The 13578-nt window shown below is 61.8% G+C and carries 9 protein-coding genes; 1 reads left to right on the forward strand and 8 read right to left on the reverse strand.

What is annotated here, in order from left to right; genetic code table 11:
• Positions 1 to 4: 4 nt before the first annotated feature.
• Genes KF691_15630 through KF691_15645 form a run of 4 tightly spaced genes read right to left on the reverse strand, consistent with a single transcriptional unit; the run spans position 5 to position 5474 of the window.
• Positions 5 to 1981, reverse strand: coding sequence for a TolC family protein (locus KF691_15630; protein ID MBX3390879.1), 1977 nt, complete (start codon positions 1979 to 1981; stop codon positions 5 to 7).
• The gene (locus tag KF691_15635) at positions 1974 to 3212 is read right to left on the reverse strand and encodes an ABC transporter permease (GenBank protein MBX3390880.1); all 1239 of its coding nucleotides are present in this window, start codon (positions 3210 to 3212) and stop codon (positions 1974 to 1976) included. Before KF691_15635 ends, KF691_15630 begins: the two co-directional genes overlap by 8 nt.
• Before the next feature lie 3 nt (positions 3213 to 3215).
• The gene (locus KF691_15640) at positions 3216 to 4013 is read right to left on the reverse strand and encodes an ABC transporter ATP-binding protein (protein MBX3390881.1); all 798 of its coding nucleotides are present in this window, start codon (positions 4011 to 4013) and stop codon (positions 3216 to 3218) included.
• Positions 4014 to 4037: 24 nt separating this feature from the next.
• Positions 4038 to 5474, reverse strand: coding sequence for an efflux RND transporter periplasmic adaptor subunit (locus tag KF691_15645; protein MBX3390882.1), 1437 nt, complete (start codon positions 5472 to 5474; stop codon positions 4038 to 4040).
• A gap of 451 nt (positions 5475 to 5925) precedes the next feature.
• Here KF691_15645 and KF691_15650 point away from each other — a divergent pair, with 451 nt between their 5' ends.
• Positions 5926 to 8682: a zinc-dependent metalloprotease gene (locus KF691_15650; GenBank protein ID MBX3390883.1), complete on the forward strand. Its 2757-nt coding sequence runs from the start codon at positions 5926 to 5928 to the stop codon at positions 8680 to 8682.
• A 57-nt stretch (positions 8683 to 8739) separates the two neighbouring features.
• Here the strand turns inward: KF691_15650 and KF691_15655 are convergent, their stop codons facing one another.
• From KF691_15655 to amrB, 4 genes are all read right to left on the reverse strand, one after another.
• Positions 8740 to 9291 (reverse strand): DinB family protein, encoded by a 552-nt coding sequence (locus KF691_15655; protein ID MBX3390884.1) that lies wholly within the window; start codon positions 9289 to 9291, stop codon positions 8740 to 8742.
• 56 nt (positions 9292 to 9347) lie between these two features.
• Positions 9348 to 10019 carry an alpha/beta hydrolase gene (locus KF691_15660; GenBank protein ID MBX3390885.1) on the reverse strand — a complete coding sequence of 224 codons (672 nt, stop codon included), beginning with the start codon at positions 10017 to 10019 and terminating at the stop codon, positions 9348 to 9350.
• A 124-nt stretch (positions 10020 to 10143) separates the two neighbouring features.
• Positions 10144 to 11805: a glycine--tRNA ligase gene (locus KF691_15665; protein ID MBX3390886.1), complete on the reverse strand. Its 1662-nt coding sequence runs from the start codon at positions 11803 to 11805 to the stop codon at positions 10144 to 10146.
• A 218-nt stretch (positions 11806 to 12023) separates the two neighbouring features.
• Complete coding sequence (amrB, locus tag KF691_15670; protein ID MBX3390887.1) at positions 12024 to 13490, reverse strand: AmmeMemoRadiSam system protein B; 1467 nt, start codon at positions 13488 to 13490, stop codon at positions 12024 to 12026.
• Positions 13491 to 13578 lie beyond the last annotated feature (88 nt).

The following is a 13578-nucleotide window of genomic DNA, read 5'->3' on the forward strand; positions in this document are numbered from 1 at the left end:
GCGGTTACGGCCCTGCGGGCGCCTTCGCCTTGTCGTACCCGTCCGCGACCGGTTGCACAGGGTCGGGCACGGCCCTGCCCGGATCGACCGGAGTTCCGGACGGAACGGGCGCGGGCTGTTCGGTCGGCGCGGGAAGTACGGGCGGAGTTTCCTCGGATGGCGCGCGTCCCTTGCGGAAGATTTCGAGAATGCCCGGACCCGGCAGATACGGCGCGGGCCCTTCGCGCCCGACTTCTTCGCGCGGCGCGGGCTGATCGGGATCGGGGCGGCCGGGAATGGTCAGGTCTACCCGCGACTGCCCGAGCAGCGTCCCGGTGGAGAACGCCAGATCAACCTGCGCGATCTCGTAGTCGGTGATGGCGGAAATCTCACTGAACTGCGCTTCGGCCAGCCGCGTTGTTGCGTCGAGCACGAACACGCTCGTGCTGCTACCGACCGCAAACTGGCGCTGCTCGGCCTGCAGCGCGCGGGTATTCAGAATGACCGACTGTCGCGAAGCGATGACCCGCTGCCACGCCGCCTCGATCGAATCGATCGAATTCAACACTTCCTGGCGAATCGCCAACTCGCGTGCCTCGCGCGTGCTCAAGCGCTGAAGGCGCGTCAGAATCGCACGGCGCACCGCCGAACGCGCCGCCTCATTGCCCAGAGGAATCTGTGCCGACAAACCCACCGACCAGTCCGCGTGCTCGAACGACATCGTGTTCTGGAACGCGGTGCCGCGCACGCCCCCGAGCCCATTCACGTTGTACGTGTAGTCGAGCGAGAGCAGCGGCAGCGCCTGGTTCTGCTGGAAATCAATGTTGGCTGCGTCCGCGGCAAGGCGTAATTCCAGTTCCAACATTTCCATTCGCGTCGCGACGGCAAACTTCGTCAGATCATCGCGGTTGAACTCATAGAGCACGAGATCCGGCGGCGTCGAAGGCACAACCATCGTCGGCGAACCGACATCAAGCCCCGGCATGTTCATGACCCGCTTGAGTTCCCGCTGCTGTGTGAGCACATCGTTCTGCGCGCGGATGATCGTGTCGAGCCGATCAGAAACTCCCGCTTGCGAACGGATCGCCTCGATCTCCGCGACCGACCCGGCGCGGACCTTGTTCTGGGCGGTGTCGAGCTGCGCCGACGCTAACTCGTACTGCTGCTGCGCGACTTCGAGATTCTTCTTCGCCTGGTAAAGCCGCCAGTACGAACGATCGATCGCCGCGAGCTGACGGATCGCTTCCAGCTTGGTCGAGGCTTCCGACGCCTGACGGTTGTAGTTTGCGACGCGGAGCGCGGCTGTGTTCGCACGCCGGCCCGCATTCCGGAGCAGCGGCTGGCTGACGGAAAAGGCGAGATCATTGGTGTACTGCGGATTGAAGACGCCGGTGCTGGGGTTCGAATCAAACCGCTGCGGCAGAAACGACACGTTGATGGTTTCACCCGTGCGCGTGGGAATCGTCACGCCGGGCTCGATGAAGCGAGTGCCCGTGTAGGTCTGATCGATAAACGGCAGATCGAGCCCGGTCGGCTGATTCTGTTCGCTCCACAACGTCCGAAGCGTAAAAGCGCTCTCGAACCGCGCGTCTTCCTGGCTCACGGTCTCGCGCGCGATCGCCGGGTCCATCAGCGCGATCTGCAGGTCCAAGTTGTTGGCGAGCGTGCTGGCGCGCGCTTCTTCGATCGTCAGGTCATACGTCTTCAACCCTTCGAATCGCTTGCGGGCGCGCTCGATGGCTTCCTTGTCAACCATGCCCGCCGCATCGGTCGGAATCTTCGGGTTCGGCTTGGCGTACCGGTCGAGGTTCGCTGTATCGATCCGGCGTAACCGGTCGAGCGCAACCTCGCGCCCAAAATCGGCCGGTTCGCTCGCGAACGGATTTCCTTCGCACGCACAGAGCACAGCCCCTGCACCCGCGAGCGCCGCGATTCTGAACCCAAGAACGAAGTAAGACCCGGGATAGGAAGACGCGCCTCGTGCGCGAGCCCGCTTATTCATGCCGCAATGCCTCGATTGGGTCCAGACGAGCCGCCTTGATCGCGGGGAACATGCCGAAGACAAGCCCGGTCGCGGCGCAGAACCCGACCGAGAGCGTGATCGCCCAGCCGGGAATGATGGCGCCACCCAACGACAGCCCGGGCAACGAACGCAACAGGAACACCAACCCCTGACCGATCGCAAGCCCGATCGCTCCTCCCATCAGGCAAAGCGTGATCGCCTCAACCAGGAACTGAGTCAGGATCACGCTCGGCTTCGCGCCCACCGCCTTGCGCAGCCCGATCTCCCGGGTCCGCTCGCTGACCGAAACGAGCATGATGTTCATGATGCCGATGCCGCCGACGACGAGCGAGATCGCGACGATCCCCGCGGCGAACACCTGAAGAAATGTCGCGACCTTCTTGAACTGCTCGATCGCGGAATCGATCGCCTCCACACCGAACGTATTGGGATCACCCGGCTGGATCTGTCGGACTCGGCGCATATACGTCGTGACTTCGGCCTTGACGTCTTCGGTCAACTCCGGGCCGCGGCTCTGCGCAACGACGTACATCCGCGGCTCGGGGCGCATCATCTCGCCGGTCGCAAACGGGATGTAAATCTCTGTCTGCGATTCATTGCCACCGAACATCGGAGAGACGGCCTTGGTCTCGACGACGCCGACGATCTTGAAGCGCCGACCGGCGACCAGAATGACCGTGCTCGTCGGATCCGAATTCAGATTGAGTTCCGCGACACCCTTGTCGTTGATCAGGCAGACCTGGAGCTTGCCGTCCTCGTCGGTCTGCGTGAACGGGCGGCCGACAGTCACCGAGCGATCCTCGATCTTGTGCCAGTCGGGACGAATCCCGGTGACCGTGACAAGATCACGCACTCGGTCGCCGTATTGGACCGTGCCGGTGAAATTCATGATGGGCGTGAGCCGGGCCAGCGACGGCGCGGCCGCGAGCATGCCGTCAACCTGCCTTGTCGAGATTCGCAGCTGACGCCAGCTGTAGCGGTCGCGCCGGCCGTCGGGCATGCGCGGAAAAATCCAGACTTTGTTCGCGCCGATCGTGGCGAATTGATCGAGAACGAACTTCTCCATGCCCTTGGTCGCGGCAATGATCGAAACCACCGCGGCAACGCCGATCACGATGCCCAGTGTCGTCAAAAGCGCGCGAACCTTGTTCGCCCAAATCTGAGCAAGGGCGATGAGAACCGTCTGAAAAAGGAGTCGGAAGATGAACATGGGTCAGGCTCCCGCTCCGATCGAGCTCGACCGATTGCCCTGCGCAGATGGCACCGCGGCCGCGGCACGCACAGCGAAATCCGCCGCGGACTGAAGGTAATCCTGGTGGATGGGATCCTCGTCGGTCGGATGATCGGACACGATCTTTCCGTCCCGCAACCGGATGATGCGTTTGGCGTGTCCGGCGATATCTTCTTCGTGCGTCACGATCACGATCGTCTGTCCCTCGTCGTGGAGTTGCTTGAACAGCGCGATGATTTCTTCGCTCGTCTTGCTGTCGAGGTTGCCCGTCGGTTCGTCGGCGAGAAGGATGCTCGGGTTTGTGACGAGCGCGCGGGCGACCGCGACGCGCTGGCGCTGCCCGCCCGACATCTGGTTGGGCTTGTGCCCCATTCGGTTGCCCAGGCCCACGCGCTCGAGCGTGCGCTTGGCCATCGAACGCGCCCCCCACCAATGCCGCGTCGAATAAAGAAGCGGGAGCATGACGTTTGCGACCGCGTTGGCGCGGCTGAGCAGCTCGAAACTCTGAAAGACAAAGCCGATTTCTTCGTTGCGCACCTTGGCGAGCTGCGCCGCATTCATTTTGTGGGTCGGCTTTCCCGCCAGTTCATACTGCCCGCGGGTCGGACGATCCAGGCAACCCAGGATGTTCATCAGCGTCGACTTGCCCGAACCCGAAGCACCCATGATGGCAACGAATTCGTTGCGCTGGATGTCGAGGTCGACGCCGCGCAAAGCGTGGACTTTCTCTGTACCGATGCGGTAGGTCTTTTCGAGTTGGCGGATCTTGATCGCGAGCATAAAACGCTGCCGAGTGCTATCGCCCTACCGACTACCCGCCGGCGCGGTTGCCTGCGCGCCGGATGACGCGCCGCCCTTGCCCGCGGTCTCCGCGGGCTTCTCGTCCTTCGACGCTTCCTTTGGCTTTTCCTTCTCGGGTTTCGCCGGCTTTTCTTCCGTCTTTGAGGGAGTCGTGCTGGTCGTCCGCACGTCGCCGGCCTGAGGCGCTCCCGCCGGGCGATCCTCCTTGTCCGTCAGATTCTGATCCGACTTCAGACTGATCAGCACCTTGAACGGGCCGGTGACGACCTTGTTTCCGTCATCGAGCCCCTTGAGAATCACGGTATCGGTCAGGTCGCTCGGCCCGACGAGAACGGGCTGCGCAACCGACTTGCCCTCTTTGTATTCGTACACGACCCGCGTCCACTTCTTGTTTCGGTCAACAAGCGACGGGTCGCGCATCGCCTCTTTCGGCAGTTCTTCAACGAGACGCTCGACGACAGCCTGGCTCGGAACCTTGATCACGTCGGTAAAGGTCTCGACCTCGATATCGACGTTCGCCGTCATGCCCGAGTAAATCGACACATCCTCCGGCACTTCCAGTTTGATTTCGGTCTGAAAAAACGCGGTTCCGTCTCTGTCCACCACGCGCAGGGGCTGGATCGTTTCGACCACGCCGCCGAAAGTCCGATTCGGGAAGGCGTTGATGTACACTTTGGCGCGCTGCCCGATCCGCACCGGCGCGATGTTGGTCTCGTCCACCTTTGCTTTCACGATCATCGTGTTGAGGTCGGCGACCTGCATGATCACAGATCCCGCATTGTTCAGCGTGCCGACGACGACGAGCTCCCCAACTTCGGCCTGTGCGCTGGTCACCACGCCGTCGAACGGAGCGGTGATGACCGTGTAGCTCAGGTTTTTCTGGGCCTTTTCGATGTTCGCTTTCGCGATCGCGATCGAGTGGACAACCTGGTTGTACAGACTCTGGGCCCGCGTGTACTCCGCCTCGGCGGAATCCAGTTCGGCCTTCGAGATGTCTTTGCTCGCCCAGAGCTCGCGCTTGCGCCCGAGTTCCTGTGTCATGTTCTGCATCGACGCATCGGCGCCCGCGAGCCGCGCTTCCTCGCTCAGGAGCGACGCCTTCGCCGATTCGAGCGAGGCTCTCAGATCGTCCGCGTCGAGACGAACGATCACTTCGCCTTGCTTCACGCGCTTGCCCTCGCGATAAGGCATCGCGATGATGCGCGCCGAAACCTGCGCGGAGATATCGACTTTCTGGCGCGGCTCGATCACACCCGGCGCGCTGACCACGCGCACGAGATCGCCCCGCTTGACGACTTCGAGCTTCACAAAGGTTGCCTTGAGCGACGGATCGAAGTTCTGGCGGATCTTTTCGAGTTGACCGGATTTGACCAGCCAAACGCCGGCGCCGCCAATTCCGACGGCGATGACGAGCAAGGTCCCAAGAATCCATTTCCACACGCGAACACGCTCCTCGCCGGCCTGCTGTTCAGTCTGTCACCGCGCCGCAAGCCGAAATCTGCCGCCTTCGTCGCCCCGGGCCATTGGAACCCGCCGCCGGTTACGCATCCGTCCGTCGCCAAGATCCCGTCTCGTGCTTTCTGGGAAACGACGCAGGCGCCGTTCCGCGAAAAAGCGAGAGGAGCATCCTTTTCTTACAGCCAGCAACGGGCAACGGTGCAAACGGTTGAATCGCGCACTCAGCGCGAGCACAAAGTATACCGATCAAAACCCTTCTTTGCAACATCGCCAATTGCACTCTGAAACACCTCGGTGGTTCGCGGTCTTCGGCATCGGCGTTCGCGCACCGCTCGACTCTCGCGCCACAGCGTGCAGAGATCCGTCGCAACTTTCGCAACTTCAATTTGTATCGTGCTCGCGGCGACAACCGTCCGCTTTCGGGAGCACGACGATGAACAACACAAATCGAAGCGTTCGCGTTTCTCTTTGCTCGCTTTTCCTTGCCGCCGGTTCGGCCTTTGCCCAAACGGTGCAACCCTCGGGCGCATCCGCCCCGCCGCCGGCGCCCGATGCGGCACCGGGCGCTCCGGCCAAGGCTCCCGACTTTCCTTCTCTCGAAAAGATCACGGAAGGAATGACCAAAGTCGTTTCTGTCGCCGACGGCTCCAACCCCCTCTACGACCTGTACCGAGACGAAAAAACTTCCAAGCTGCTCGCGGTCTTGCCCGCCAATTACGAGCAGCAGCTGCTCATGATCGCGTGCACGGTGACCGCGGGCGATCCGCAGGCCGGCGTGATGGGCCCGACGCACTACGTCAAATGGGAGCGGTTCGACAAGCAGCTCGCACTCGTCGCGCCGGACTTCAGCGTGCGCACCAACGGCGACAAGCAGGCCAAAGACTCCATCGAACAGCTCTACACAGGGCGCGTTCTGACCGCCGTGCCGATTGTCGGGATGGCGCCGCAGAACCGGCCGGTGATCGACCTTGGCACCATGGCGACGAAGGACGTTTCAAAGTTCTTCGGCGGCTCCGCGTTCGGAGGTTATGGACCGAATCTGCCCACCGTGAATCCGGCGCTGGCAAAGGTCACAAAGGCCAAGGCCTTCCCGAAGAACATTGTCATCGAGTTTCAGGCGCCCAAGCCCGACGGCCAGCTCGTCCGTTTCGCGTATTCCTTCGGCGAATTGAGCGGCACGCCGGGATTCAAACCCCGGAAGGCCGATTCGAAGTTCGGCTACTTCTACACCTGGCACCAGGACTTCGGCAAAACAGCCAATCGCGAAGTGACGGATCGCTACATCAATCACTGGAGCCTCGAAAAGGCCGATCCGAACCTCAAACTCAGCCCGCCCAAGCAGCCCATCGTCTGGTACATCGAGAACACCACGCCGGTGCGCTTCCGGCGTTACGTGCGCGAAGGAATCCTTCTGTGGAACCAGGCCTTTGCCGACATCGGCATCGACAACGCGGTCGTCGTCTATCAACAGGACGCGGCAACCGGCGCCAACATGGAAAAAGACCCGGAAGATTCCCGCTACAACTTCTTTTGCTGGAGCGCCAGCGACCAGACCTACGCGATCGGTCCGAGCCGGACAAATCCGATGACCGGCGAGATTCTCGATGCCGACGTCGTCTGGCACCAGGGGCTCACCCGCTCCGTTCGAAGCATGATCGAAAACTTCTCGCCCGCGCTCACCGAGCACGCCTTCGGTCCCGAAACGCTCGCGTGGCTCGAAGAGCATCCGACATGGGACCCTCGCCTTCGCATGGTGAACGCGGAGCAGCGAGAAGCGATTCTGAAGGAGAGGGCGCTCAAGGCCATGTCTCCGACGCCCGCGCCGCTCACCCGATCGGAAGCATGGGCACAGTCCAACATGAGCGGCGGGATGTGCCAGGTCGGCTCGCTGCTCTCGCTCGACCTCTCACTCGCCGATGCCGCGTTCGCCGCGGATTCGGTCAAGCCGAACTCCGCCGATCTTCTCGATGATCTGCCGGAAGAGTTCGTCGGCCAGATGATCCGCTACATCGCGGCACACGAAGTCGGACACTGCCTCGGGCTGCAGCACAACATGATCGCCAGCAGCATCTGTTCGCTGAAGGACATCAACTCCGCCGGCTTCAGCGGCCCGACCATCGGCTCGGTCATGGACTATGCCGCGGCAAACATCAACTTCAAACTCGGCGATGTCCAAGGTCCCTACGCCACCCCCACGGTCGGGCCGTATGACAAGTGGGTCATCGCGTACGGATACGGACCGGAAGACAAGATGGCCGAACTCGCCAAGCGCGCGGGCGAGCCGGAACTGGTTTTCCAGTCGCAGGCCGCGATTTCCTTCGATGCCGATCCGCGCAACAACACGTGGGACTTGGGCTCGGACAATCTGCAGTTCGCCGAAAGTCGCCTCGCTCTCGTGCAAGACGTGCGGAGCAAGCTGCTCGACAAGGTCGTGAAGGACGGCGAGTCGTGGGCCTTTGCGAGACGGCGCTACGCCGCACTTCTCGGTACGCACCTGCAGATGCTCTCAATCACCTCGAGGTGGGTCGGCGGCTCGTATCTGAATAACGATGCCAAGGGAGACCCGGGCAATCGCTCGCCGATCGAAGATATCCCGCCCGAGAAGCAGCGCCGCGCGCTCAAGCTCATCATCGACAACGCCTTCGAAGACAACGCGTACGGGCTCACCCCCGATCTCGTCCGCCACTTTAACAAGGAATATTTCTACGACCCCAACGCAGTCGGTGAAATCGTGCAGGATGCAAACTTCACGATCCACGACACGATCGGCGGCGCGCAGTCGTTTGCGCTCACGATGCTCATGAATAGCACGCGCCTGCGCCGTCTCTACGACAACGAGTTCCGCGCCTCGCCGTCGGACAACCCGCTCACGATGGTCGAAGTCGTGCGCACGATCACCGATAATGTCTGGCGCGAATACGGCACATCCGGCACGACGGTCTCGTCGCTGCGTCGAAATCTCCAGCGCGAGCACCTCGAACGCCTCGTCACGCTCGCGCTGCTGGAAGATACGGGGAGCGCCTCGCTCCGTGCGATCTCCACGCTGGCGCGGGCCGAGCTCAAACGCGTTGATGCGCTCGCGGAATCCGGCATGAAGAGCGCGAACGACCCCTACACCAAGGCTCATCTCGACGACGCACGTACGCGTATCGCCCGCACGCTCGACGCGGCGTACATCGTCACACGCTGATCGCTCTTCTCTCGTGCGAAAGGGCCCGGCAAACGCCGGGCCTTTTCTTTTCTCTCACTATCTCGGCGCGGGCGGCGCGAGGATCGACGCGTACGCCTCCCACGCCCCCACCTCCGACTTGTACTGATACGCCATCGCCTTGCACATCTGCGCGACGTGATTCAAGTCGTGCACAACCCACATCGCGAGCAAGTTGCCCATCGTGACAGCCCCAAGTGCCGGATGTTTGCCGGAACGCCCGAAGTCTTCGTCGGACAATTTCAAAGCGTGCAGGCCCTCGAGTGCCTCGCGCCTGCCGCTCTCGAACTCCTCCAGCAAACGATGCAGCGGCTTTCCCTGCATCAACGGCTTGTGGCCGTGCCGATCGAATGGCTCGAACGGTCGTGAATCTCCGAATTCGAGTATGTGCTTCGCCCGCGGCAGCCAGTCCGTCTGATCCGCGAAAATCAGGTGCGCCACGATCTCGTGTGCCGCCCACGTCGCCGATCCGTCCGGGTTCGAGCCGTAGTTCCGATGCGTCCAACTCTCCGGAAGGAACTGGAGCATCGACCGCACCACCCGCGGCGTGCGCTCGAGCATCGGGACCGCTTCAGAAAACGAGAATCGCATCGTCGCCTCCTCTCCCGCCCATACTGCCCCGACCCTCTCTGCCAATCCCAGAATACTCACACATTCCGAAGAGTCGCGTGCAGGTGCTCGTTCACTTCATCCGCATGCGAGACATTCGGCACATGCCCCGCGCCGCGGATGATGTGAATGAGGCCGTTTCTCGGGAGGGGGATGATCCGATCGCGATCGCCGTGCAGCCGCACCAGTTTGCATCCAAACTTCGCACGCCCTTCCCAGCCGAAGATCGCGTTCCCTGCCCAGCGCAGAAACGAGAAGGGGGCTGCGTCGATCATTGTTTCGAGAAAATGGCGATGCTCACGCTTCATCGGGCCGAGCGTGCGGATGAACGTGCGCCCCATGATCCGCGTTGTGGCGCGCGGCGGCACCGGCATCCACTTCCCGGCGAAGGCCATCGTACGGAGTTTGAAGGAGATCTCTGACGGATGGAGCGCGCTGCCGATGAGAACCACCGCATCGGGCTTGAGCAGCGGAGCCATCTCCGCCGCCAGCATCCCGCCGAAGGAGACCCCACCGAGCACGATCCGCGAATTCGCCGGCACCGAGTCGCGAATACGTTCCGACATCCGCACCGCATAGCTCGCCAGCGACTCGCGCGCCAGCGGCTCGAACCACGGGAGACTGATGAGATTCGGAAAGTGGCGGCGCTGCGGATCAAACAAGCGTTGATCGGCGCCGAGCCCGGGAAGAAGGACAAGAGACGGCGTCATCGCAACACCCTTACACACCTGCCTCGCCCAAGATGATCGCAGCGAATTGCGGGCGTGCCATCATCAATACCCATGTCGTCAAGGTATCAACTCGCGATCGCGACAAATTGAAAACAAGCTGTCGCTACACCCCAAGCTTCTCGCTCAAGAACGCCCCCACCTTGTCGAGACTTACCTTCTCCTGCTGCGCCGTATCGCGGTTGCGGATCGTCACGATCTGCTGGCTCATCGTGTCGCCGTCGATGGTGATGCAGAAGGGCGTCCCGATCTCGTCCATGCGGGCGTAGCGCTTTCCGATCGACTGCTTCTCGTCCATCTCGATGCCGCCGAGTTTCCAGAATTTGTCGTTCAGCTCGGTGTGCAGCTTCTCCGCGACTTCCGGCATGCCGTCCTTGGCGACCAGCGGGAAAACGGCCGCCTTGATCGGCGCGACGCGCGGGTGCAACTTGAGGAACTCGGGGCTGGCGCGCGAGGCATCGTGCGTGTATCCCTCGCAGATGAGCGCGAGCGCGCCGCGATCGAGCCCCGCCGCGGGCTCGATGCAGTGCGGGATATAGCGCTCGCCCTTCTTGCCGCCGTTGGGGAGCGTCTCGCCGCGCTCGGTATCGAAGAAGTCGAGCTTGACGCCGCTGACCTTCTGATGCTGCGTCAGGTCGTAGTTTCCCCGGTGCGCGATGCCTTCGAGCTCGCCGAACCCGGGCGCGGTGAACGGGAAGCGGTATTCGACGTCGCTCGTGCCCTGCGAGTAGTGCGAGAGTTCGTCCTTCTCGTGCTCGCGCAGGATGAGATTTTCGCCCGCAAGCCCGATCGTCTTCCACCACTCCATGCGGAAATCGCGCCAGAACTTGTACCACTCGAGCGACTCGTCCGGATGGCAGAAGAACTCGAGTTCGGCCTGTTCGAACTCGCGCGAACGGAACGTGAAATTGCGGGGAGTCACCTCGTTGCGAAAACTCCGCCCCGTGTTTCCGATGCCGAAGGGCATCTTGATGCGCGAGGTATCGACCACGTTCTTGAATTGAACAAAGACACCTTGCGCGGTCTCCGGACGCAAGTACGCCTTGTTCGCCTCGTCCCGGATCGCGCCGGGGATCGTGTCGAACATCAAGTTGAACATGCGCGGTTCGGTGAGCGTGCCCTTCTTACCAGTAAATGGACTTGGAATCTCTTTGTAGATTTCACGCAAAGCACTCAGCGGGATAGGTCGAAGCACCCAATATTCCCACTCACCAGTCTTCCCGTTCTGACACAGCAGGGATGTACCAACCAATTCGGAAAGCACCAATGTCTGCGCCTCGACAATGTGCAGCTTGCGCTTCTTGATTTGATCGAGCTTTAGGAACTCATCCCACGATGCATTTGCGTCAACAAAAGTGGCAGTCGGGTGAAGCTGCGTAATAGCCACACCTATCAGTGGTGAAGCAACAACACTCTCCCGACTTGGGCCGGTCGCAATGAGATGGGCGGCTGCCAAGTGATCAGCACGAAATCTCTGCTTCGTTTCTGTGTCATCCACCATCGGATCGTTGAACCCGCCCACGTGCCCGCTCGCCTCCCACACCTTGGGGTGCTGGATGATGCACGTCTCGAGCCCCACGTTCCGCACCGGCTTTCCGTTCGGTCCGTTGCGTCCCCAGCACGGCCGCAGGATCATGTCTTGCCACCAGGCGTCGCGCAGGTTCTTCTTGAGCTGCGTGCCCATCGGGCCGTAATCCCAGAAGCCGTTGATGCCGCCGTAGATCTCCGACGCCTGATAGATAAACCCGCGCCGCTTGCACAGCGCCATGATCGCGTCCATCGGCTTCTTGGAAGTTTCCTGCGTCATCATCCGTCTCCGAACAATTCAACTCAGAATTTCACCACAGAGAACGCAGAGATCACAGAGCCAGACAGAAAGACACGACAGATAGAGAAGTCAGAAGCATGTGCCGCCTGAATCTCCTCTTTGCCTTTTCTTCTCTGTGCCCTCTGTGTTCTCTGTGGTAAATCGCTTTGGCTTCGTCTTTAGAACATCGCCGCCGAGATGCTGCTCACCATGCCCGCGCCGCTGTTGTCCACGGCCGCTGAATAGTTCAGCATCTCCACGCGCTCGGGCTGCACTGTCTTCAGCGCCGCGACCAGGTTCCCCGTCGAGCACCAGCGCGTCGGGTTCTGCTGCCACGCCATCGACGCCACCAGATCATCCGGCCGGTTCGTCCTGAAGATCTCGAGCATCTCCTTGTCGTGACTGAACGTCTTGTTGCGGAACTCGACCGCTTCCTTGGTGTCGCCCGCCGGACCCTGCTGGTCGCCGAAGGCCGGGCCGACGTGCGACAAGTCCGCGCTGCTCACGATGAGCGTCTTGCCCGGGAGCGCCGCGAGCGTCTCGCGCAGCGCATCGATGAACGGCTGGAGCGCCAAACCCTTGCCGTCGTAGCTCTCGCCGTTGTTCACCGCCGGATCGTGTACGAGCGCCGCGAACACTTTGGGGAAATTCCCCGCCTCGTCGCGCCCGACACAGTGCTGGATCCACGGGATCTGCAATTCGACCGAGTGCTCGCGCTCGTGGTCGTAGCGATTCCGGAACAGCAGCTCCGAGTTCGACGCGCCGAGCTTCTCCTTCAGCGTCGCCAGTAATTTTTCATCGAGCTCGCACGTGCCCAGCACCGTGCGATACCCCTTGTCGCAGCCACAAACGCCGGTCGAATCGCCGAAGTGGTTGGTCCCCAGCACGACAATCCGGTCGGGGCGGTCCGTCACGCGCATCCGACCCCACACGCTCGCGTAGTTGATCCAGCCTCGCGCATAATCAATATGCGGCGCCACAACGCCCTTGGGCAACTGATCGAAGCTCGGCTTCTCCGCGTTCTCGAGCGCCTTGTCGATCCACGCGTCGAAGATCTCGCGCAGCTTCGTGCCGCCGATCTCATCCTTCCTCGCATCCGGCAACGCCGCGGCACGCTCCTGCACCTGCCTCTGGAGCTTCTGCGCCTCCGCCTGATCCTCCGGGGGCTTCGCCGGCAGATTCATCTCGCGCGCCACTTCCTGCATGACGAGCGCATCGACAAAAGTCGCCGTCGTCGCCGGAGGCAGGATCGGAGACGAATCAAAGTCCGTCTTCATCTTCGTCATGATCTCGTCGAACTTCGGACCAAAGAGCAGGCCCGATTCATCGAGCTGAACCACAAACTGCCCGAGGATCTGCGGCGTCAAACCGCGCCCCACTTCGGCGCAGATCTGATCCACTGTCCGCTCCCCGTTCATCAAGGGCAGCACCACCTGCATCGCCGGCGCCGTGATCACGATCCGATCGGTGATCTGCTTGGCATCGGCGAGGCCGAGTGCTTGCTGGTCGCCCACCTGTGCCGCGAAGCCGCGAAGCGGACGGATCTTCGGCTTGTTGTGGTGCGTCCACTCCGGGTGAAAGGGAGGCAATTGGGGCTGGCCGGAGGGTTGTCCGGTTGGGTTCTGGCCGGGATTCTCGGTGGTCATGCGCAACTCTAGGGAGACCGACTTCGATCCGATGGCGCATTCAGAATCCAATGGGAGCAAAAAGCCTGCGGCTCGTGCCTAATATCTC

The organism is Phycisphaeraceae bacterium, from assembly GCA_019636555.1.
Classification (GTDB): domain Bacteria; phylum Planctomycetota; class Phycisphaerae; order Phycisphaerales; family UBA1924; genus JAFEBO01.